We start from the raw sequence: 20,945 nt of genomic DNA on the forward strand, positions 1-20,945 counted from the left end.
TGACCTGAGATTTGTATACAATACTATTTGTATCCATCAAGCCGCGTCAGCCATGGGGGCACGAAAAAGACCGGCGGGTGATATCGGCGCCAGGCCCTGGGTGGGGCCGCGCCAGCGAACAGGGAGAATGCAATGCGACTTTCCCACTCGAGCTTCCTTGCCACCGTTTCGGTGCTGGCCGCCATGGCCACCACAACGCCCACTTTTGCGCAAGAGGCGCAACAGTCTGGCGCCGCAGCTGGCGACGATAGCGGCATCATCGTCACCGCGCGCCGCCAGAACGAGCGGTTGCAGGACGTGCCGGCATCGGTCGCCGTGCTCACCGCCGATGCCCTGCAACGCACCGGCGCGGTCAAGGCAGAGGATTTCGTCAAGCTGACGCCCGGCGTCACCATCGTCACCGGCACGGCCGAGGCTGGCGATACCCAGATCAACATTCGCGGCATGAACGGCGCGCGCGACGCGGAAAGCTCGGTCGCGCTGGTGGTCGATGGCATCCTCAAGACCAATACCGCCCAGCTCAACCAGCCGCAGGGCACATTGCAGCAGGTCGAACTGCTCAAGGGTCCGCAGGGCGCGCTCTATGGCCGCAATGCTGCGGCCGGCGCCATCGTGATCCAGTCGCTCAAGCCCACCGACACGATGACCGGTGCGGCCAAGCTGTCCTATGCCGATTACAACACCTGGGAAGCGAGCGCGCACATCGCCGGCCCGGTGGCCGAAAACGTCGGCTTCGTCCTGGCAGGCTATTACTACAAGACCGATGGGTTCTACAAAAACACCTTCACCAATTCCAAGACGGTGGACGACAAGGAAAACTGGGCGGTCGATGGCCGCGTGATGGTGGGCCAGGGCGGCCCCACGCAGCTGGATATCAAGGCGCGCTACAGCGAGTTTCACGGGGCCTCCTTGCCATTCAACGCCGCGTTCCACCTGCCCAATTTCGGTGGGGCGTTCTATGAGAACGTCAACACCCACCCGTTCCATTTCTACAACAACATCCGCCCCACCAACGACCAGACCAGCTTTGACGCCTCGATCAAGCTGGACCATCAGCTGACCGACAAGATCAAGCTGGTGGGCTGGGCGCTCTATTCCAACGTCAACCAGGATCTGGTCGCCGATGGCACCTCGGCCGATTTCGGCCGCTTCCTCAGCGCTGCCAATCCCCAGGCGCAGGCCGCGGTCAATTCCTGCTTTTCCAGCACGGCCGCGCTTACCGGTTATCCGGTCAATCCGCCCGGCTTCATCGGGCAGACCCCGGTGCCGTTCATCTTTGCGCCGACCACGGGTTCAACCTTTGGCCCCTACAGCCCGACCACCTGCGACGGCACACAGTATCAGGTGCGCAAGCAGCAGGATTTCAGCACCGAATGGCGCCTGATCGGCGATGCCGGCGCGATCAACTGGCAGCTCGGCGGCTATTACCTGCACATCAAGCGCACGGTCGGCGTCAGCCTGGGTGCCGATACCGGCAACGGCGTGATCAAGCAGCTCTACAACGCGCCCAATTCCACTAACCCCACCACGCTGCTGCTGGCCGATCGCTTCAAGACCAATGTCTATGCCGCGTTCGGCTCGGTGGAGTGGAAGCCCAATGACAAGTTCGATGCCGGCCTCGCGCTGCGCTATGATATCGAGGATCGCAAGTCGTCCTCGCTGGTGCCCACCGCCACCGATCCGTTCACCGGTGGCCCGATCAACCCCGGCCAGGCGTTCGGCCCGTTGACCGACAAGCATGCCCGCTTCGAACAGTTCGAGCCCAAGGTCACGCTCAGCTACAAGCCCACCCGCGAGTTCAACCTCTATGCCAACTGGGGCATCGGCTTCAAATCGGGCGGGTTCAACAACCAGGGTTCGGCGCAGATCATCAAGGACAACTTCGTCAACGCCTTTGGCGCCAATGTCACGGTCAACGACCAGTATCGCAAGGAATGGTCGAGCGCGTGGGAAGCCGGCCTCAAGGGCAACCTGCTCAATGGCGCGCTCACGTTCGACCTCGCCGGGTATTACACCCAGGTCCACGACATGCAGTTCTTCGAATTCTTCGTGGGCAGCTTTGGCCTACTGCGCGTGGTATCCAACATCGATCGGGTGGACCTGAAAGGCATCGAGGCCAGCGTCACGGTCAAGCCGGTCAAGGGCGTCAAGCTGTTCGGATCGTTCAACTATACCGATAGCGAGATCAAGAAGAACTCGTCGCGGCCCTATACCGTGGGCAACAAGTCTCCCTATACCGCCGATTACACGCTCAACGTGGGGGGAGAGTTCGAGCAGGCAATCGGCAGCGGCGACCTGCGCTTCTTCACCCGCGCCGATTATCGCCTGACCGGGCCCACCTGGTTCCACACCGTGCAGAACCAGTCGGTGCCGACGGTGTTTTCGGGCCTGCTGCCGATTTCGGCACTGCAGCTGCCGGCCTTTGTCGGCGATGGCAAGTATGACGTGGCGCGGCGCGATGCCTTTGGCATCGTCAACCTGCGCGCCGGCATCCAGACCGATCGCTTCAGCCTGGCGGTCTTCGCCAATAACCTGCTCGACAAGCAATATCTCAATGAAGTGATCACGGCGGTGGAATTTGGCGGGTCGTTCATCACACCCGGCACCCGCCGCCTGATCGGCGTGGAAGGCAGCGTGAAGTTCTAAGGTTTCCCCAACCCTTCATGCCTGCCAACCATGAACCCGGCCGCATCTGGATCGGTGCGGCCGGGTTTTTCCTGCGTGATCAGCCCTGGCGTGCGATGGCAACCGGCACGGTATCGCTTTGGCCCGGCGCGATCGGCACGGCCTGCCCGGCAATCACCGCCGTGCCGCGCTCGCGGCGCTTGGCGGCATAGAGCGCGGCATCGGCATTGCGCAGCAGGTCGCTGCGGCTCGCGGTTTGCGCATCGAGCCAGGCAGCACCGATCGTTGCGGAAACACGGAACGTCTGCTTGTCGGCGCGGATCGAATAGCGCAGGTCGAGCAACAGCCGGCGCAACAGACCGCGCAGATCGCGCAGCAGGGCCTGGTCGGTGATCAGCAGCACGAATTCATCGCCGCCCAGCCGCGCGGCAAAGCTGCCGGCCAGATAGGGCGCCTGCAGGCGCGAGGCGATCACCCGCAGCACATCGTCACCCGCCTGGTGGCCCAGGCGATCGTTCACCGCCTTGAAGTGATCGAGATCGATCAGCAGCAGCGCGCAGCGTTGCCCGGCGGCCGCAGTCGTCTTGATGCTGTCATCGATCACCTGGTTGCACCGCCCACGGCTGGCGATCCGGGTCAGATCGTCGGTATGGGCGGCGTGGCGCAGCGCCTCTTCCATCTTGTGGCGCTCGGTAATGTCCTGGAAAACGCCAATCAGCGCAACCGGCTTGCCGTTTTCCAGTTCCAATTCACCCATGCTGCGCACGCGGCGATAGTTGCCACGTGCGGTGGTGAAATCGGCTTCGACATCGAATGGCTCGCCCGTCACCAGCGTCTGCTCGATCGTGCTCACCAGGATTTCACGCGACTTTTCGGCATAAAAATCGAGCGCGGCTTTCAGCGATATCTCCGCGCCACACTCCATCTCATGAATGGCATAGGTCTGGTCGGACCATTCCAGCTGGTCGTCCCCCAGCGTGAGCCGCCACGAGCCGATGTTGGCAATGCGCTCGGCCTGGCGCAGCTGCCGGTGCTTGCGGCTCAGCTCGCGCAAGTTATGCCCGCGCTCTTCGGCCATCTGTACGGCCAGCGCGGCCGTGCGTCGCGCCGAAATAAGCGTTTCCACCAAGGTGGCCAAATGCCCCAGCATCTTGAGTCCGGCCGGATCGATCGTGCGCGGCTGGTCATCGATCACGCACAACGTGCCCAGCGGCAGGCGCGGCGATGTGTCATCGCTTGCGTCCTCGGCGGCATGGATCGGCACGCCCGCGTAGAACCGGATATCGGGCGCACCGGTGACCAGCGGATTGTCCGCAAAGCGGTCATCCTGCCGCGCATCGGGAACGACGAGCACATCATCGGCAGCCACGGCGTGGGCGCAAAAGGCGATGTCGCGCGGGGTTTCGTTCACGTCCAAGCCGGCCTTGGCCTTGAACCACTGGCGGTGTGCATCGAGCAGCGAAACCAGCGCAATCTTGCAGCCCGTCAGCTGCTGCGCCAGTTGCACCACCGCGTCGAATTCCTGCTCTGGCGCGCTGTCGAGCAGTTCCAGGCGTTCCAGCAGCGCAAGCCGTGCCTCTTCCGATGTGTCTACCACATCCTGTCCCTTTCCTGTCCCGACCCTTTGCCAAGAAATTAACGAACCAGGGTAAACTTTTCCCTAATCCCTGCACTTCGGGTGGCAGCATAGGGCCGGCCGCATTACTATTTATTGTTATAAGTCAAAGCTTTGTGGCAAAGGGGAAAAATCTGTCCGCCTGGCCGGGCAAAACCCGATATCTTAAGGCGCGCGCCTAACCCAAACCGGTTCGGCTCATTCGGAATGTCCGCTGATTTCCGCCCCGGCATCGGGCGCGAAGCGGCGGTTCCAGATCGTGGCGCACAGCGATATGGCGGTCACCGTCCAGAACGCCGCGGCCAAATCGTCGAGCAGCGGCCGCGCATGGCCGTGCAGCAGCATCGCCACGTGCAGCGCTGCCGCCGCCAGGCAGATGCCCAAGGACAGCATCAGCTGCTGGAACGTGGCATAGAATGCGGTGGCGCTGCTCATCTGCTGCGGGGCAATGCCGTCATAGGCGATGGTGTTATAGGCGGTGAACTGCAACGACATGAAAAAGCCCGAGAGCACCAGCACGCCAAACATCGCCCATACCGGCCAGCCCGGCCCGAACAGCCCACAGATGGCATAACCCGCCGTGCCGATCACGCCATTCCACACCAGGGTGCGGCGAAAGCCCAGCGCCCGCAGCACGCGCGGCGCAGCGGCCTTCATCGCCAGCGAGCCGATCGCCGTCGCCACCGTGATCATCCCGCTGCGCGCTGCGGAAAAGCCGAAACCCACCTGCATCATCAAGGGCAACAGAAATGGCTGCGCCCCTTGCGTGATCCGCGTGACCGAGCCGGCAATCACCGACAGGCGGAACGTGCGATCCTGCAACAGCGCGAGGTTGAGGATTGCCCCTTCCCGCCCCTTGGCGTGGCGGACATAGAACACGCCGGCGACGGCGCCGACCGCGAGCAGGCTGCCGGCCAGTGCCCCCTGGCCGGCACGGCTGGCCATTTCAAAGCCGAACAGCAGGCAACCCAGCGATACGCCGCTTAGCACGAAGCCGGCCCAATCTATCGTGGCCGGCACGTCTTCGCGGAAGTTGGCGATATAGCGGCCAACCAGCCAGAGGCCGAGCACGCCGACCGGCAGGTTAAGGTAGAAAATCCAGCGCCAATCGAGATAGGTCACGATGAAACCGCCCAGCGGCGGCCCGATTACCGGCCCGATCAAGGCCGGCACCAGCAGCCATGACATGGCGTTGACCATATCCTGCTTGGCCACGCTGCGCAGCAGCACGAGCCGGCCGACCGGGATCATCATCGCCCCGCCCATGCCCTGGAGAAAGCGCGCCGCGACCATCAAGGAAAGGCTGGGCGCCTGGCCACAGGCAAAGCTGCCCGCCATGAACAAGGCAATCGCGGCGCGGAACACAGTGCGCGAGCCGAACCGGTCTGCCAGCAGGCCCGAGGCGGGGATGAACACCGCCAGCGCCAGCAGGTAAGAGGTAAGCGCAATGCTCATTTCCGATGGGCGCACGCCGAAATCGCGCGCCATCGTCGGCAGCGCCGTGGCGAGCACGGTGGCATCGACGAATTCCATGAACAACGCCGAGGCGACGATCAGCGCAACCAGGCGATAGTTCGCGCCAGACGCCTCCGGCCCGCCAGGATCGCGCGCCGGGGTGAGCGCGTGGGCGGCCGGCACGATGCCATCGCGGATCTCGGCGTTGACAGTGGCAATCCCCCGGCGGCGCGGCGCTAGCATGGGCGGCCCCACGGGCCGAGCCGGGTGCAGGCAGGAAAGATCATGGGCAAACGTTCACTTCTGGTCTGGCGAGACAGCGCACCACCATCGCCGGGAAGCGGGGCGCGCAGCAACGGGAAAGGCCACGGGCAACCCCGCCAGCCTTATGCTTGCCCGCGATATAGGCACCATGGCCGGATTTGAAACCCTGCCCCTTTGGCAGGCTTTGGGCTTGCCGATCAACGCTTGCCGGGCGGATCGGTGACAAACGCGGGCGGCGGCGCCTCGTCGGCAAAACGCCAGGCAGAAAGATAGGCCAGCTTGAGGATGCGCGTCATTTTGCCGTAGTTGATCTTGTCGGCCGTGTCGGTGGTGTGGTGATAATCGGGATGAAACCCGGTGAAAAACCAGAACGCGGGAATGTTGTTGAGCACGAAGGGAAACTGGTCGCTGCGGAAAAACACGTTGAGCGCGTTTTCGTGGTCGAACCGGTCGTCCAGCACCAGCCCGACGCTGCGGTTGGCCTCCGCCACGGTGCGGGCGTAATCCGGGCTATAGGCCGCGCCGATCAGGTTGAGGCGGTTGGTGGTATCGGCGGGAATGTCGATCAGCCCGGTGGTCTGGTCGCTTGGCGCCTCGTTGCGGCCGATCATGTCGAAGTTGATCATCGCGCGCGTCGTCGCCAGCGGACGCAGGGGATGGGCGGCCATGTAATAGGCGCCCAGCAACCCGCGCTCTTCGGCGGCAAACACCGTGAACAGGATCGATCGCCGTGGCCGCGCACCATTGGCCATGAACGCGCGCGCCAGCTCCACCACGCCCACCGTGCCCGAGCCGTTGTCATCCGCGCCGTGCCAGATTTCCGGGCCGTTGGACCCGTCGTGATCGTGATGCGCGCTGATGATCACGGTTTCGGGCGCCAGGGTAGGGTCCGATCCCTTGAGCAGCCCGGCCACGTTCCAGGTGGTGCCACGCGAGCGCACGGTATTTTCCAGGTGCAGCGTTACCTCGGCCCCGGGCACGGCGCGCGATTGTGGCACCAGCGCGCGGTCGATCGCGGCCTGCAGCGCACTGGCGCTCTGCCCCGTGCCGGCCAGCAGCGCCGCCCCGGCCTCATCATCCACGGTGATCACCGGAATATGCAGCGCGTCGTCAACCAGGGCCTGCGCCGGGATCGGCGGCGTGCGCTTGGCGCTGCCGCCAATGCGCATCATGCGGTCGAAATTCGAGGGATGCTTGCGGTTGGGCTCGGCCATCACCACCAGTGCCAGCGCGCCATGGGCCTGGGCGTTCAGGGCCTTGACCCGGTTGGTGGCATAGCGGGTGTTGCCCGTGCCGCCAAAGCGCGAGGCCGGATCGTTTTCCTGCGGCTCGTGCTCGAACACCACCACGATCCGCCCCTTGGCGTCAATCCCGCGATAATCGTCATAGCTCACGCCAGGGGCGGTGATGCCATAGCCGGCAAAGACCAGCGGCGCGGTGATATCCACGTCATCGCGATAGCCACCCACCAGGTGTGGCGCCTGCCAGCGGCGCGTGGCATTGCCGCTGCGCAGGGCCACGAAATTGGCTGCCGCATTGGGCCGGTATTCCACCAGCGGCACGCTTTGCAGGAAGCTCGGCGCGCCAGCGGCGTCCTGCGCTGCCGGTTCGAGGCCGGCCTTGGCAAATTCGGCCGCGACCCACTGCACCGTGGCATCGTCACCGGGCTGCAACGACATGCGCCCTTGCAATGCATCCGACGCCACCAGGCCCAGATCGGCGCGCAGATCGCCCTCGCGAATGCGGTCAAAGCCAGCGGCCTGGTTGGCCGGAACCGGCACGCCGGCGCCATCCTGGGCCAGGGCAGCAGCAGGCAGAGCCACTGACAGCAAAAGGGTGAGTGCGGCCTGTTTCATGGGGGGCATGCTCCACGACGATTGGGGGGTATGGCCCAGCTATACCCCCCTCATCATCGCTGGCAATCATGCCCGCCAACGCAGCGGTTCAAAACCGGTAGCTGATCCAGCCGGCAATGAAATCCGAACTGCGATAGCCGGCATCGGTCAATGCCGCGCGCGCCATCAGGTGTTCGTAGCGCCCGGTGAGCGTCAGGCGCGGCGTGGCGTTCCACACCATCTGCGCGCGCACCACATCGGCAATCTTGCGCCCGCGCCCGTTCTGCGTGCCGGCAAAGGGCTGGCCATTGGCGCGATAGACCGCGTCGTGCACATCATCGCGCCAGGCCAGTTCGTATTCCGCGCTGATCCGCGCATTGCGAAACGGGGTGAAGCTGGCGTTCGGCGTCACCGCAACCAGGTTCGACGGGGTGAGATAGAGCTGATAGCTGAAATAGATGTTGTTGCCGAATGGGGCATAGGCATTGCGCAGCTTGCCCTGGCCATAGCCGCCACCGCCGCTGGCATAATCGACATGTACGCCCAGGCGCGGCGCGGTCTTGACCGGGCCATTGCCGATCCGCCAGGTCTGCGCCAGGAATGCCTGCCAGGCATCGATGCCCTGGTTCATGAACGTGCCCCACTGGTGGTTGACCGACCAGTCCAGCCCCAGGCGGCCCACATCGCCGCGCAGTTGCGCCCCGGCATAATACCGCGTGGCCGGCCCGATCCGCCCGCCCCAGGTGCCCACCAGGTTGCGCCGCCGCCAGGCAAACAGATCGAGATAGAGCTGCGAGCCGCCCAGCGTGGTCTTGGGCAGGACAAACCCCGCCGTCGCCCCGGAGAAACGCCGCGCGGGATCGATCACGTCATCGTCGGTGCCCAGGTCGCCATAGGCCGTGGGCTTGAGATCGAACACCGTCAGGCGTGCCTTGGCCCCGCGCACCCAGCCGCGAAAGCCATTGAGGGTATAGCGGATGGTGTTGTTGTCGCGCTGGGAAACCAGGATGTTGGGGCCGTCGGTAAATTCCTGCCGGCCATAGCGCGCCCCCACTTCGGCCTCGCCCACCATCGCGTTGGCTTCGGCAAAATACTGCAGGAGCACCATGTCGTTGCGCAGCGTAGCCGCCGGAACGCCCAGGTTGCGCCCGCCGATGCCGCCATGCGAAATCTCGCCATAGAAGCGCAGGTGGGGGCCGACATGCAGATCGGCGCTCAGTGTTTCGCGGTTGATATCCTGCCGCTGCGCCTGGGCATCGCGCAAGTTGGGGTTCGTCGTCAGGTTCATGCGCAGGCGCAATTCGCCCGAGACCGTGAGATAGACATCGCCATCGTCATCGAGCGGGATGAACTTGAGCCGGTCGAGCGGATCGTCGCGCTTGGCTGGGTTCTGCATCACCCGCCAATCCTCTGCCCAGCGTGACAGGGCATAGCCGCCCGGTGCCGCCGCCGCATCGCCATTATAGGCGGCCGGGTAGCTCTTGCGCTGGGCTTCGCCAGCCGGTTCGGCGGTGGTTTCGGCCAGGGCCGGGGTGCCGGAAAGCAGGCAAAGCGGGGCCGTGGCGGCCCGCAGCCGCGAAAAACGCAGGTCCATGATGGTTTCTCTCCCTAGATGCGCCGCTGCTTAGGCAGCGTGCGCCTGTTCCACCGGGGCCGGCAGCGACCGGCCGTGCAGCGCCGCGTCGAGGCGTTCATGATCGAGCGCGTTTTCCCAGCGCGAGACGACCACGGTGGCCACAGCATTGCCGATGAAGTTCGTCAGGCTGCGGCATTCCGACATGAAGCGGTCGATGCCCAGGATCAGCGCCATGCCCGCCACCGGCACGCTCGGCACGATCGACAGTGTGGCGGCCAGCGTGATGAAGCCCGCGCCGGTAACCCCGGCCGCGCCCTTGGACGAGAGCATCGCCACGCCCAGCAGCAGCAGTTGCTGCCCCAGCGTCAATTCCACGTTGCACGCCTGCGCGATGAACAGCGCGGCTAGCGTCATGTAGATATTGGTGCCATCGAGATTGAAGCTGTAGCCGGTCGGCACGACCAGGCCGACGACGGTCTTGGAACAGCCGGCCCGCTCCATCTTCTCGATCAGCGCGGGCAGCGCGCTTTCCGAAGACGAGGTGCCCAGCACCAGCAGCAGTTCTTCGCGCAGATAGGCAATCAGGCGCAGGATCGAAAAACCCGCGAGGCGCGCCACCACGCCCAGCACCACGAGCACAAACAGCGCGGAAGTGACATAGAACGCCGCCACCAGCTGCGCGAGATTGGCCAGGCTGCCCACGCCATACTTGCCGATGGTGAACGCCATGGCGCCAAAGGCACCGATCGGCGCCGCCTTCATCACGATCGACACCAGCTTGAACACCACGCCCGAAACGTCTTCGAGCAGATCGAGCACGCGCTGCCCGCGATCGCCGACCGAGGCCAGGGCAATGCCGAACAGCACTGCCACCACCAGCACTTGCAGGATATTGCCCTGCGTCAGCGCCGAAAGGAACGTGTCCGGGATCATCGCGCCCAGAAAGCCCACGATCGTGCTTTCGTGCGCCTTGGCGGCATAATCCGCCACCTTGCCGGCATCGAGCGTGGCGGGGTTGATATTCAGCCCCGCCCCCGGCCGCAGCACATTGGCCACGATGAGGCCCACGATCAGCGCCAGCGTCGAAAAGAACAGGAAATAGGCAAAGGCCTTGGCCGCCACGCGGCCCACTGCCGCCAGATCGCGCATGCCGGCAATTCCGGTGACGATGGTGAGGAAGATCACCGGGGCGATCACCATCTTGACCAGCTTGATGAACATATCGCCCAGCGGCTTGAGCGCTTCACCTGTTGCCGGATAGAAATGCCCCAGCAGCACACCCGCGGCAATCGCGGTCAAGACCTGGACATAGAGGTGGCGATACCACTTGCGAGGCCGCTGTGGCCCCTGCCCGGCCACGGGCGCAGACGGAGTGGTGACAGCGAAATTCATCGTGGGAAAGCCTTTCGTCCTCTCGGCAGGGCGCGTTGCTCGGTCCTGCTCGGCCATTACCATAGGCGGTGGCCCTGCCCACCGAAAGCTTTTGCTATTGCTTGCATAAGCGGCGCTTTTTCAGCACTTTATCAAATCGCGATGGCATTCTGTGTCCAGAAATCGGCACACTGGAAAATCCAGATGTGCAGATTTTGACACATCATGCTATACGTCTGGCGTGGGTAGTTTGAACCGATTCCGCGCCTTGGCGATGGCGCTGGTGGCCGCCGTGCTGGTGGCCATGGCGGCGGCCGGGGTGGCCGGCGCGATCACGCGCCATGTCATGCTGGCCCGACTGCAAACGCGCGCCGGGCAAGACCTGCGGCTGCGCCAGGCCCTGCTCACCAGCGAAATCGCGCGGTTCCGCCTGCTGCCTCGCGCGCTGGCTGATGACCGGGACCTGGTGGCAGCCACGCCTGTCCCTGGCCATACGCCCGCCCCGGCAGCGCAAGCCGCGCTCAACCGCAAGCTGGAGGCACTGGCCCAGGAATTCGGCGCGGCGGCGATCTATGTGATCGATCGCCAGGGTATGGCCTTTGGCGCCAGCAACTGGCGCCAGCCGCACAGCTTCATCGGGCGCGACTACACCTTCCGCCCCTATTTCCAGCAGGCCCTGCAAACCGGGCAGGCACAGCAGTTTGCCCTGGGCACTGCCAGCCACCGGCCTGGGCTCTACCTCGCCACCCGCGCCGCCGGCGGGGCGGCGGTGGTGGTGGTCAAGCTGGAGTTCGACGGCATCGAAAGCGCGTGGCGCCGCGCGGGCGGGATCACCTATGTCACCGATCGCGCCGGCGTGATCCTGGTGGCGAGCCGTCCGGCCTGGCGCTTTGCCGCAACAACCCCGCTCGATCCTGGTCTGGCGCGGGTCGAACGGCTGTCGCTGGGTGTGGCAGCCCTGCCCACGGCGCCCTTTGCCCTGGCCCGCGACGGCATGGTGGTGCCCGCCGGCACGGATACGCCGCACCTTGCGGTCGCGACGGCGCCAGATGCAGCGGGCTGGCAGGTCAACCTGGCGCTGCCCTTGGCCGGCGCGGTCTATCCCGCCGTGCGCGTGGCCCAGGCGATCACCGCGCTGATCGTGCTGCTGATCGGCGCCGTGGCCGCCGCGCTGGTGGAGCGCGCGCGGCAACGGCGCCGCCGCACTGCCCAGTTGGAAAGCGCGGTGGCCCAGGCGACAGCTGAACTGCGCAGCGAAATACACGAGCGCGCCGCGGCCGAAGCCCGCGCCGCCACTTTGCGCGAAGGGCTGCGCCAGGCCAACCGCCTGGCCACGCTGGGCCAGGTTACTGCCAGCGTGGCCCACGAAACCGCGCAACCTGTCGCCGCGATCCGCAACTATGCCGCCAGCGCCACGCTGCTGCTCAACCGCGGCGAGAGCGCCGAAGTTGCGCACAACCTGGCGGCGATCACCCGCCTGGCCGATCGCATCGGCGCCGTGACCGAACATCTGCGCGGCTTTGCCCGCAAGGGCAGCCGGGGCGATGGCGCGGTACCTCTGGCCGAGGCGATCGATGGCGCGCGGCTGATCCTGAAAGAACAACTGGGCCGCGTGGCGCTGTCCCTTCCCGCGCCCGATCCGGCCTGGCAGGTACGGGCGGAAAAGACCCGGCTGGAACAGGTGCTGGTGATCGTGCTGCAAAACGCGATCGAGGCGCTGGCCGGCACCGCCGCTCCGGCGATCCGCCTGGATATCCGCCGCGATGGCGCGATGGTCGATGTGGACATCGCCGACAATGGCCCCGGCCTTGCCCCCGATATCGCCGCGCGGCTGTTCACGCCCTTTGCCACCAGCCGGCCGATGGGCCTTGGCCTGGGGCTGGTGATCGCCAAGGACATCATGGAAGAATTCGGCGGCAGCCTGGTCCACGTGTCCAGCCCTGCAGGTGCCTGTTTCCGCCTCAGCCTGGCCGTGGCGGAATAGCCGGTGGCAGAACCTGCCCGCCTGATCGCCCTGGTCGAAGACGACGAGGATCTGCGCGCCTCCACCGCGCAACTGCTGCGCCTGGCCGACTTTACCGTGGAAGCCTTTGCCGACGCGCCCGCAGCGCTGGCGGCGGTGGGTGCTGCCTGGCCCGGCCTGGTGATCAGCGACGTGCGCATGCCCGGCCTTTCGGGCATAGACCTGTTCCGCGCGCTGCATGCCCGCGACGCCGAACTGCCGGTGATCCTCATCACCGGGCATGGTGACGTTGGCATGGCGGTCGATGCGCTAAAGGCAGGCGTCTGGGATTTCCTGACCAAGCCTTTTGCCGCAGAGGCCCTGATCGCGGCGGCAGAGCGCGCCGCCCATGCCCGCGCCCTGGCCCTGGAAAACCGCCGGCTTCAGGCCCTGGCGCAAGACAGCGGCGGCAGCGCGCTGATCGGCGCCTCGCCCGCGATCCGCCGCCTGCGCGACATGATCCCGACGCTCGCCGATGCCGATCTCGACCTGCTGATCGAGGGTGAAACCGGCACGGGCAAGGAACTGCTGGCGCGGCTGATCCACCAGGGCGGCAAGCGCCGGCGCCACCGCCTGGCCACGATCAACTGCGCCGGTCTGGCGCCGGCGCTGGAAGATGAGATATTCTCGCTGTCGGGCGGGGCCAGCCTGGTCCACGCCAGCTATGGCACCGTGCTGCTCGACGATATCGACGGCGCCAGCAGCCGCTTTCACAACCTGCTCGTGCCCGTGCTGGAAGAGCGTGCCCTGGCCGTGCCGGGCAAGGCGCCCGTGCCGCTCGACCTGCGCGTGATTGCCACGGCCGGCGCGGGCGGCCAAGGCAGCGAGGCTGCCGCCCCCCTGCCCCCAGCCCTGTTGCACCGCATTGCCGGCATGCGCATCGCCATTCCGCCGCTGCGCGCTCGGCGCGAGGATATTCCCCTGCTGTTCGCCCACTTCGCGCAAGAGGCCGCTGCCCGCGCGCGGCTGCCGGTGCCACGCCTGGTGCCCGCCGTGCAGGATCGGCTCGATCATCACGCATGGCCCGGCAATGCCCACGAACTGGCCCGCTTTGCGCAGCAGTTCGTGCTGGGCCTGGTCACGCCCGACGGCAGCGACAATGCTGCACCTGCCCCGCAACCCTTGGCCGAGCGGGTTGACGCGTTCGAGCGCGAGGCGATCATCGCCGCCGTGCGCGCCGCACAAGGACGCATTGCCACGGCGATCGCCACGCTGGGTCTGCCGCGCAAGACCTTTTACTACAAGATTAACAAGCTGGGCATCGATCTTCAGGCTCTGCGGCAAGAATGACAGCCCCACGCGAAAACGGAACGATGCCGTTCAATTGAGCAGGGCGGCTTCTCCCCACACCACCGGATCGGGCGCCACGCTGGCATTTTCCGGGCGGGCGATCAGCTCGATCAGATGCACGCCGCGCACATCGGCCGCAAGCGGCACCAGCGCATGGCCCGCGTGCAGCGGTGCGGACTGCGCCAGCAAGCGTCCATCGCCATAGACCAGGAACGTCACCGCGCCGCTGTTGCCCCAGGCCGCATCATCCACCCCGACGCGCGCGGTGAAGCGGGCATGGCCGGCGTTGCGCACTTCCATACGCGATCCAGCCAGGATGCCGATCCCGGTATCGAGCTTTTCGTGGCCGGCCTGCAACTGCTGGCCATAGGGGCCGGTATCGACCGCCGCCCCGCCCCAGCCGCCATAGCGCGGATGCTCGCCGCCCCCGCGCGTATCGTTCCACGGCAGCAAGCCGCGATGAACCAGCGGATCGGGCTGGGGCTGCACCACGCCATCGATCGCCGGATTCACGCTGCCCGGCATTTCCGAAAGATAGAGACCATTGGCCAGGCGATGGCGGCCCACCAGCTTGAGCAGCACAGTTTCATGGGGGCCAAGCGGCACAGTGGTTTCGCCGGTGAAGCTGCCGGTCTTGCCGGTCCACAGGTCGGTCGTGGCAATCGTTCCGGTCAGCTTGGCATGCTCGGCCGTCAAGGTGGCGTGGGTCGGCGCGTCGCTGCGGTTGAGCAGGGCCACCGCCTTGCTGCCATCGGCCAGCGTCTTGACGTAGATCTGCACTTCGGCGCTGTCATAGGCGAGCACGGCCTGGTTGCCGGCACGATCCTGGTTGAGCGCAATCGCCTGGGCCCAGCCGAGCAGCGCGATCTGGTCGGGCGTGGCTTGGCGCAGGTCCATCCCGATCAGCAGCGGGGCATTGAGCATGGCCCACAGCGCCAGGTGCGAGCGCGCCTCCACCATATGCGTGGCATCGAATTCGCCCTTGCCGATGAACAGCATGTCGGGATCGTTCCAGCTGCCGGGATGGGCATAGAGCGCGCGCCGCGCCGTGGTATCGAGGTTGTGCAACATCCGCGCCCAGGTGGGCGAGATATCTTCGCTGGTGCGGCTGATGTTGCCGATGTCCTTGCCCCAGCTGCGCACATCGGCCGATCCCCACAGGCACAGCGACAGCACATAGTCGCCCGCCGGGCGGGTGCGCGCCAGGGCATCGGCCACCGCGCCATAAAGCCGGCGCACTTCGGCAATGTCGGTGCGTGGCAGGTCATCGAAATCGATCACCGGCCCGAGCGGGCGATAGAGCCCGGCCTTGACCCGCGGATTGTCTGGCCCAAGCCCGCGGATGCCGCAGCCATCCACCTTGATCAGGTCGAAATTCCACTCGCGGAAATAGAGCGCGATATCTTGCTCGACATGGCCATAAAGGCCGGTTTCGCGCTCGGCCTGGGTGCCTTCGGGCAGATTGGGCGCATCCACGCCGCCGAACACCTGGCTGCAGTTGTTGCGGCCAATGTCGGAATAGATCCCGGCCTTCAGGCCCATGGCATGCAGCCGATCGGTCAACGGGCGCAAGGAGGTGCCGCCATCGGCCGTTGTGGCAGACGGGAAGTTGGCCGTGCGCACCAGCATGCGGCCATCGGGCATGCGCCGCTTGAGCCACCAGCCATCGTCGATATCGACATAGCGATAGCCCTTGGCCGCCAGGCCACTGTCGACCAGCAAGCGGGCCGAGGCCATCAGCTTGGTTTCATCGACCGCCGCGCCAAAGGCATTCCAGCTGTTCCACCCCATCGGCGGCGTGGCGGCTTGCCCGCGCGTGTTGGCGCTCCACCGGCCAGTGGGCGCCAGCGGATCGGGCGCCGCTGCGGCGTGGCAGCCCGGCGTCAGGCAGGCAAGCACGGCAAGAAACGACGCAAGAGGCAGCTTGGTCATAGGACGGTCCGATCGGCAGGGGCAATTGCGCTGATATCGCTACCATGCAACGCGGCGCGATTGGGCGCAACCATCCGCTACGCCCCCGCCCTAAATCGAACCGCAGGTCAGCCGAACGCGGCGTCATCCTCGTCCATGCCGCCAGCCGACAGATCAAGTGCAAAGCCTTGGAGCCGGGCCTGCTGATCACCCAGCGATCCCGCCGCAGCGGTCAGCCGTGGCATGCGCGCCGGGGGCGCTGGCCGCGCACGCGGGGCGGCCGGGTTTGCGATGGGCGGCTTGGCCCGTGCCTTGCCGCCGCGCGCGCCGCCGGCCGGGCGTGCCGCGCGCGGGATGGCATCAAGCGTGAAATACCCAAGGCTGGCCTGCAATTCGTCCGCCTGCTCGGCCAGTTGTTCCGAGGTGGCCGAAACCTGTTCCGAGGCGCCAGCATTCTGCTGGGTCACCTGGTCAAGCTGCTGGATCGCCTGGTTGATCTGCGCGGCGCCAATATCCTGTTCGCGGCAGGCGGCGCTGATCTCGCTGATCAGTTCGGCGGTGCGGCGGATATCGGGCACCAGGCGGCCGAGCATGTCGCCCGCCTCGGTCGCGGCCTTGACCGTATCGGCAGAAACCGCGCCGATTTCCGAAGCGGCAGTCTGGCTGCGCTCCGCCAGCTTGCGCACTTCGCTGGCCACCACGGCAAAGCCCTTGCCATGCTCGCCGGCCCGTGCGGCCTCGACCGCGGCATTCAACGCCAAGAGGTCGGTCTGCCGGGCGATTTCCTGGACGATGCCGATCTTGTCGGCAATGGTGCGCATGGCTTCGACCGCCCGGCTGACCACCACGCCCGAGCTTTCGGCATCCTTGGATGATTGCCGGGCGATCTTTTCGGTCTGGGCGGCGTTGTCGGCGTTCTGCTTGATGTTGGCGGCCATCTCTTCCATCGCGGAAGAAGCCTGCTCGCTCGCGGCCGCCTGCTCTGCCGCGCCTTGGGAAACCTGTTGCGAACTCGCGGCCAGTTCCTGGCTGCTCGACGAGACGGTTTCGCTGGCGTCGCTGATCTGGCCGGCAAAGGTGCGCAGATTGTCCACCAGGGCGTTGATGGCGTTCTTCATGCGCTGGTGATCGCCTTCGCAGGCGATTTCGACCTTTTCGCGCAGATCACCCTCGCTGACATTGGCGAGCACGCGGTTGCCTTCGGCGATGGGCAGCAGGATCGCGTCGAGCATTCTGTTGATGCCCTGGATCAGCCCGGCAAAATCGCCGGAAAAGCGCTGCGCCTCGCCACGCCGGGTCAGCTCGCCCACGGTGGAGGCCTTGATCAACTGCCCGATCTCGCCGGTGATCGCGCGCAGGTTGCGGCGCAGCCCTTCGATATTGTCGTTGATGAAGGCCTTCTTGCCGGGGAACTGCTCGATCGGCGCATCGAAATCGCCTTCGCCAAACGCCTTGATACAGGCCATGGCCTTTCTCTTGACGGCAATATGTTCGCCCACCATCGTATTGATGCCCTGCGCCATCGTGGCGAAATCGCCGTGATACCGCTCCATCGGCAGGACCACATCGATATCGCCCTGGTCGTGCGCTGCGCTCATCGCGTTCATGTCGCGGATCAGGCCAATAAGGTTGCCGCGCAGGGTTTCGATCACCTCGTTGATGAAGGCTTTCTTGCCGGGGAAGGCTTCGAGCGGCGCGTTGAAATCGCCCACGCCGATCGCCTGGACGCAGGCCATGGCCTTTTTCTTCACGGCGATATGTTCGCCCACCATGGCGTTGATCGCGCCGGCAACCTGGTGCAATTCGCCCTTGAAGCGATCGGCAGCGATGGTCGCGTCGATATCGCCGCGTGCATGCTCGCTGGCCATGGCCTGTACCGCCGCACCCAGATCGCGCGCAGGGGCAGTGGCGCTGTCGAGCAGCTGGTTGATCGCCTCGGCCAGGGCGGCGGAGCGGCGATTGCCGAACGGAACCGCCAACCGGGCACCGAGATCACCGCTGGCGAGCGCAGCCTCGACCCGGGCGATGTCGCGATAGGTGGGGTCGAGCGACCCGATGAAGAATGTTGAGCCGGCCATAAATCCTCGCCTTTACCATGCCTGGGCAGGCCCGCTGATCTAGCCGGGCGCGCTGAAGGCGGCGTAAAGCGGCGATGCGCCGGACTACGCAGCCAGGCCGCGCGCTGTTATTAGGCATCGCCCAGGCCCATGATTCTGGCGGCAAATTGGTATCGTTTCCACACCCGCACGGCCCGCGGGCGAGAGCTGCGGAAAGCCACGCGGAACGGCGCCTCAGACTCCGCTGGCCGCCATGACAGGCAAATTGCATGTGATACCATTGCAGGGCCGATTGCACGGCTGGATCGGCGCACGATGGCTCCTTTCGTCCCGCACGACCGCGCTGGCGATCCGCTGACTGTATGCGGGGCGACGCCAGCCCCCATGCTCATTTGTCGTGGTATTTATATAAATCAGTTATATAAAGTCGCGCGCCTTCCCACAAAATGCCGCTTGTGCCGCTGCGCTTTGCAGAGTTTCGACAACGCATGCGAAAGCGGCTTGGCCCCACCCCTTTGCAGCGAAACCAAGGCTTTCGCCATATAGTGCGGGAGACGGCGCAAGGACAAAAAAATACCTATTTGCTACCATTGCACTCATTTGCCTGGCATGTATAACAAACCTGTCTTGCACGGTGCTGCCGGTAGGGCACGCGACGGACCACGATCCCATCGTTCAACCAACCCGAAAGGTTATTGCGTGGAGGCCAAGTTGATCACGCCCACAAGTTCCCCTGAACCGGGCGCAGGCGCCACGGCCACCTGGATGCACCGCGAAGCGGCCGAGGCCGGCGCGGCGGTTGCCCGCTTCATGGCCCACAATGCCCAGGCCCTGGCAGACCTTGGCGCGCGGCTGCGCCAGGCGCCGCCGTCTTTGGTGCTGACCTGTGCGCGCGGATCGTCGGACCATGCCGCAACCTATGCCAAGTACATGATCGAAACGCTGCTCGGCGTGCCGACTGCCTCGGCGGCGTTCTCCACCGTCTCGCTCTATGATGCACCGATGCGCGCCGCGACGGGCAACGCGCCGCTGTGCATCGCCATTTCGCAATCGGGCCACAGCCCCGACATGCTTGCCACGGTAGAGCGCTATCAGGCCGCTGGCGCCCTGGTGGTGGCCTTGGTCAACAACGATCAATCGCCACTGGCGCAGATGGCCGATGTGGCCCTGCCGCTGTGCGCCGGGCCGGAAATCTCGGTGGCGGCGACCAAGTCGTTCATCACCTCGCTGGCCGGCATTGCCGCGCTGGTTGCAGCGTGGAGCCAGGACGAAGCGCTGAATGCGGCCCTGGCCGCCCTGCCCGCCGCGCTCGATGAAAGCTTTGCCCTGGGTTGGGACGTGGCCCGCGCCGGCCTGCAGGATGCCACCAACCTGTTCCTGATCAGCCGCGGCTATGGCCTGTCGATCGCACAGGAAGCCGCGCTCAAGCTCAAGGAAACCAGTGGCCTGCATGGCGAAGCGTTCAGCTCTGCCGAAGTGCGCCATGGCCCGATGGCGATCGTGCGCGATGGTTTCCCGGTGCTGGGTTTCGACATCGGCGGCCAGGCCGGGGCCGACGTGCGCCAGGTCTGCGCCGATTTCGCCGAACGCGGTGCGCAGGTGTTCCTGGCCACGCCCGAGCCTGAAGCCGTTCCCGCCGGGCCGAACCTGACCGTGCTGCCCGCCGTGGCTGCCGACGAGGCGATCGCGCCGTTGCTGCGCATTGCGAGCTTTTATCGCATGGTCAATGCGCTATCCATCAGCCGGGGCTTCAATCCCGACGAGCCTCCGTTCCTGGCGAAAGTGACCCGCACGCGATGACCGTTCTGGCGTTTACCAACGGCCATATCCTGCTGGGTGATCGCATCGTTCCTGCGGCTACGGTGCAGATCGAGGCCGGGCGCATCGCGGATATTGCGGCCGATGTGCCGGTTGATGGCACCGTAGTTGATCTCGAGGGTGGCTGGCTGCTGCCCGGCTTTGTCGATAGCCAGGTCAATGGCGGTGGCGGCGCGCTGCTCAACAACGATATCACCGTCGAAGGGCTGGCCACGATTGCCCAGGCGCATGCGCGCTTTGGCACCACGGCCCTGATGCCCACGCTGATCACCGATACGCCGGCGGCGATTTCCGCAGCACTCGACGTGGTCGATGCGGCCATTGCCCAGGGCCTGCCGGGCATCGTCGGCCTGCACATCGAAGGGCCGTTCATCAATGCCGTACGCAAGGGCGTGCACGATCCGGCGCTGATCCGCCGCCTGGACGAAGACCTGCTGGTCGAACTGTGCCGCCCGCGGCGCGGCAAGGTCATGCTGACCATCGCGCCCGAACAGGTGGAACCGCAGGCGCTGGAACGTCTGCGCGCGGCCGGCGTGATTATCAGCGCGGGCCATACCAACGCCACATTTGCCGAGGCGCAGGCCGGCTTTGCCGCCGGGCTGACCGGGGTGACGCATCTTTATAACGCGATGTCGCCGCTGCAGCACCGGGCGCCGGGCATGGTGGGTGCCGCCCTGCTCAACGATGCGGTGTGGTGCGGCATCATTGCCGATGGCGTGCACGTGGCCGGGCCGGCGCTGGAAATCGCGCTGCGCATGAAAGGGACCGAGCGGCTCATGCTGGTGACCGACGCCATGCCCAGCGTGGGGATGAGCGCCGGTTCGTTCGAGTTGAACGGCCGTACCATCACCGTGACCGATGGCGTGTGCCAGGACGAGAACGGCACGCTGGCCGGCTCCAGCCTCGACATGGCGGGCGCGGTGCGCACGATGGTGGCGCTGACCAGCGCTGACGTGCCGATGGCCAGCCGCATGGCCAGCGCCACGCCGGCCGCGTTCCTGGGCCTGGCCGACGAGATCGGCACCCTGGCGCCCGGCCTGCGTGCCGATCTGGTGTGGCTGGACGCCGCCCTGCAGCCGGTGCAGTGCTGGATCGGCGGCAGCGCCGTGATCTGATCTGCGTGGCA

12 protein-coding genes are annotated in these 20,945 nt (G+C 65.7%); 5 read left to right on the top strand and 7 right to left on the bottom strand.

Features of this window, described 5'->3' with window-relative positions:
* The first annotated feature begins 132 nt into the window (after positions 1-132).
* The gene (locus SCA01S_RS05985; protein ID WP_084390806.1) at positions 133-2,646 is read left to right on the top strand and encodes a TonB-dependent receptor; all 2,514 of its coding nucleotides are present in this window, start codon (positions 133-135) and stop codon (positions 2,644-2,646) included.
* Between the two features lie 79 nt (positions 2,647-2,725).
* On the opposite strand, the gene SCA01S_RS05990 is transcribed toward SCA01S_RS05985, so the two are convergent.
* The 5 genes from SCA01S_RS05990 to SCA01S_RS06010 form a co-directional block, all read right to left on the bottom strand.
* Complete coding sequence (locus SCA01S_RS05990) at positions 2,726-4,222, bottom strand: diguanylate cyclase domain-containing protein (RefSeq protein ID WP_245652464.1); 1,497 nt, start codon at positions 4,220-4,222, stop codon at positions 2,726-2,728.
* Between the two features lie 216 nt (positions 4,223-4,438).
* Positions 4,439-5,938: an MDR family MFS transporter gene (locus SCA01S_RS05995; RefSeq protein ID WP_084390807.1), complete on the bottom strand. Its 1,500-nt coding sequence runs from the start codon at positions 5,936-5,938 to the stop codon at positions 4,439-4,441.
* A 218-nt stretch (positions 5,939-6,156) separates the two neighbouring features.
* Entirely contained in the window at positions 6,157-7,815 is a 1,659-nt protein-coding gene (locus SCA01S_RS06000; RefSeq protein WP_062783942.1) for a M20/M25/M40 family metallo-hydrolase, read from the bottom strand.
* 88 nt (positions 7,816-7,903) lie between these two features.
* Positions 7,904-9,388: an alginate export family protein gene (locus SCA01S_RS06005; RefSeq protein ID WP_062783945.1), complete on the bottom strand. Its 1,485-nt coding sequence runs from the start codon at positions 9,386-9,388 to the stop codon at positions 7,904-7,906.
* Between the two features lie 30 nt (positions 9,389-9,418).
* Positions 9,419-10,762 carry a dicarboxylate/amino acid:cation symporter gene (locus SCA01S_RS06010; protein ID WP_054131326.1) on the bottom strand — a complete coding sequence of 448 codons (1,344 nt, stop codon included), beginning with the start codon at positions 10,760-10,762 and terminating at the stop codon, positions 9,419-9,421.
* A gap of 229 nt (positions 10,763-10,991) precedes the next feature.
* Here SCA01S_RS06010 and SCA01S_RS06015 point away from each other — a divergent pair, with 229 nt between their 5' ends.
* Together SCA01S_RS06015 and SCA01S_RS06020 are read left to right on the top strand one after the other, a co-directional pair.
* A complete protein-coding gene (locus SCA01S_RS06015) occupies positions 10,992-12,725 on the top strand; it encodes a sensor histidine kinase (RefSeq protein WP_412103066.1) in 1,734 nt (577 codons plus the stop codon).
* 3 nt (positions 12,726-12,728) lie between these two features.
* Complete coding sequence (locus tag SCA01S_RS06020; RefSeq protein ID WP_062783951.1) at positions 12,729-14,033, top strand: sigma-54-dependent transcriptional regulator; 1,305 nt, start codon at positions 12,729-12,731, stop codon at positions 14,031-14,033.
* Between the two features lie 30 nt (positions 14,034-14,063).
* Here the strand turns inward: SCA01S_RS06020 and SCA01S_RS06025 are convergent, their stop codons facing one another.
* Both SCA01S_RS06025 and SCA01S_RS06030 read right to left on the bottom strand, forming a co-directional pair.
* Complete coding sequence (locus tag SCA01S_RS06025; RefSeq protein ID WP_062783954.1) at positions 14,064-15,965, bottom strand: NPCBM/NEW2 domain-containing protein; 1,902 nt, start codon at positions 15,963-15,965, stop codon at positions 14,064-14,066.
* A gap of 107 nt (positions 15,966-16,072) precedes the next feature.
* Complete coding sequence (locus tag SCA01S_RS06030; RefSeq protein ID WP_062783957.1) at positions 16,073-18,022, bottom strand: methyl-accepting chemotaxis protein; 1,950 nt, start codon at positions 18,020-18,022, stop codon at positions 16,073-16,075.
* A 744-nt stretch (positions 18,023-18,766) separates the two neighbouring features.
* Here SCA01S_RS06030 and SCA01S_RS06035 point away from each other — a divergent pair.
* Together SCA01S_RS06035 and nagA are read left to right on the top strand one after the other, a co-directional pair.
* Positions 18,767-19,801: an SIS domain-containing protein gene (locus SCA01S_RS06035; protein ID WP_062784292.1), complete on the top strand. Its 1,035-nt coding sequence runs from the start codon at positions 18,767-18,769 to the stop codon at positions 19,799-19,801.
* Positions 19,798-20,934 carry an N-acetylglucosamine-6-phosphate deacetylase gene (gene nagA / locus SCA01S_RS06040; protein WP_062783959.1) on the top strand — a complete coding sequence of 379 codons (1,137 nt, stop codon included), beginning with the start codon at positions 19,798-19,800 and terminating at the stop codon, positions 20,932-20,934. Before SCA01S_RS06035 ends, nagA begins: the two co-directional genes overlap by 4 nt.
* The last annotated feature ends 11 nt before the right edge of the window (positions 20,935-20,945 follow it).

This window comes from Novosphingobium capsulatum NBRC 12533 (genome assembly GCF_001598375.1).
Taxonomy (GTDB): domain Bacteria; phylum Pseudomonadota; class Alphaproteobacteria; order Sphingomonadales; family Sphingomonadaceae; genus Novosphingobium; species Novosphingobium capsulatum.